Origin of the sequence: Streptomyces sp. NPDC059456, from assembly GCF_042750055.1 — a bacterium.
Taxonomy (GTDB): Bacteria; Actinomycetota; Actinomycetes; order Streptomycetales; family Streptomycetaceae; genus Streptomyces.
In genome coordinates this window covers 1-1,934 of record NZ_JBHYVA010001032.1, presented here as the reverse complement: position 1 = coordinate 1,934, position 1,934 = coordinate 1, and the positions used below count along the sequence as shown (strand labels likewise).

The 1,934-nt window shown below is 64.9% G+C and carries 1 protein-coding gene and 1 pseudogene; one reads left to right on the top strand and one right to left on the bottom strand.

Features of this window, described 5'->3' with window-relative positions; genetic code table 11:
• Positions 1-153 precede the first annotated feature (153 nt).
• A complete protein-coding gene (locus ACFXA3_RS41835; RefSeq protein WP_385196640.1) occupies positions 154-867 on the top strand; it encodes an alpha/beta fold hydrolase in 714 nt (237 codons plus the stop codon).
• Between the two features lie 51 nt (positions 868-918).
• Here the strand turns inward: ACFXA3_RS41835 and ACFXA3_RS41830 are convergent.
• Positions 919-1,794 (bottom strand): annotated as a pseudogene (locus ACFXA3_RS41830) (IS5 family transposase).
• Between the last annotated feature and the right edge of the window lie 140 nt (positions 1,795-1,934).

Below are 1,934 nucleotides of genomic sequence, written 5' to 3'. Positions count from 1 at the left end.
TCGCCACCATGCACAACCTCGCCATGACACGGTGAAACAACAGGTCAAGCACCACTCAGACCTACCCGAGATGGACCTTCTGCAACACCCTTTAGGGCGTGTATCGAAAGTATTTCCTAGGAGATCGTCAGCCTGCCCGGCTACGGTGCGGGCATGGTGAATTTCGTGCTGGTTGCAGGTGCACGGCTCGGGGCGTGGGCGTGGGGCGAGGTGGTGCCGTATCTGCGTGCGGCTGGCCACGGCGTCTATCCGTTGACGCTGTCCGGTCTTGCTGACAAGCGGGGTGTACCGGCAGGGCAAGCGACTCACGTCCAGGACATCGTTGCCGAGGTAGAACGCCAGGGTCTGCGTGACGTAGTCCTGGTGGGTCACAGCTACTCGGGCATCCCGGTCGGTCAGGCCGCGGAGCGGATCGGTGACCGACTGGCCCGCGTGGTATTCGTCGACTCAAGTGTTCCAACTGACGGCGAGTCGTTTGTTTCCGCCTGGCCGGACGCCGGGGCGGCAGTGGAGGCATCAATCGCCGAGAACGGAGGGTTTTGGCCACTCGCGCCAGCTGCTCATTACGACGGCGAAGGTCTCACCGATGAGCAGATCGCACGCCTCGTGCGTGGCTCGACGCCTCACCCAGGTGCCACGCTGACCGAGCCCGCTGTGCTGGCGGGGCCGCTCGGTGAACTTCCGGCGACATACATCCTGTGCGTGATGCCGGGTGCCGAACCAGACGACGCCGAGCCCGACGAAGATGTGGCCGAGCTGCTGAACAGCAAGCGCTGGCGGCTGGACAAGATGGACACCGGCCATTGGCCGATGTTCTCCCAGCCGCGCGAGCTGGCGCAGATTCTCCTCAATGCTGCCGTGGAGTGAGAGCACCTCCACGCCTGCGGGCTTGTTTTGGACGCGCTTGATGTGTGCTGGTCACAGCCATTCGCCGATGGCCGCTATGAGGACGGTCGCCTCGTAGCGGACCGCTAGCTTGTCGTATCGCGTGGCGACGGCGCGGTACCTCTTGAGGCGGTTGATCCCACACTCAACCGCGTGGCGCTCACGGTAGTCGAGTGGGTCGAACTTCGGCGGCCGGCCGCCGCGAGAGCCGCGCTGCTTGCGGTGTCGAGCCTGGTCGACCTTGTCCGGGATGGTGCAGCGGATCCCCCGGCGACGCAGATAAGCGCGGTTCTTGCGGGAGGCGTACGCCTTATCAGCACGCACCCGATCAGGACGGACGCGCGGCCGGCCCGGCCCGATGCGGGGCACGCGGACCTTCCTCAGCACGGGTTCGAACTGCAGCGAGTCGCCGCGTTGCCCGGCCGTTACCACGATCGACATGGGCTTCTGGCCCTGCTCGACGGCCAGGTGCACCTTGGTGGTGAAGCCGCCGCGCGAGCGCCCCAGTCCATGATCTCGGGGCTCGGTGAAGACACCACCCGGCGGTTCCTTCTGAAGATCACCCTGCTTCCGCGCTCCAGCCGCATGCTGATGGGCGCGGCACACCGTGGAATCGACGCTCAGATCCCACACGATCGCACCCTTCGCATCGGCCAGAGACTGGAGCCGGCTGAAGACCCGGTGCCAGGTGCCGTTTCGCTGCCATCGGCGGAACAAGTCGTAGATCCGGCCTCACGGGCCGTACTCGACGGGCACGTCTCGCCACGGAACGCCCGTTCGGACCCGGAACCGTATGCCGTCGATCAACTGCCGCCGGGGCCAGACAGGCGGCCGCCCGGCCCTCGTCCCCGTAGGCAACAACGGCTCCAACACCGCCCACTGTTCATCAGTGAGATCACCCCGCCCCATGAACGAAGATCATTCATGAAGAAAGATCCACTTTCGATACAGGCCCTAAAGGGTGTTGCAGAAGGCTCAGTTCTGGGCATTTTGCCTGTATGGGTGGGGTGTTGCGGGCTGAGCTGGTGTGGGTAGAGACGTTCACGGGC

Coding starts and splice junctions, on each gene's coding strand:
- ACFXA3_RS41835 (WP_385196640.1), top strand. CDS start 154: ATGGTGAATTTCGTGCTGGTTGCAGGTGCACGGCTCGGGGCGTGGGCG.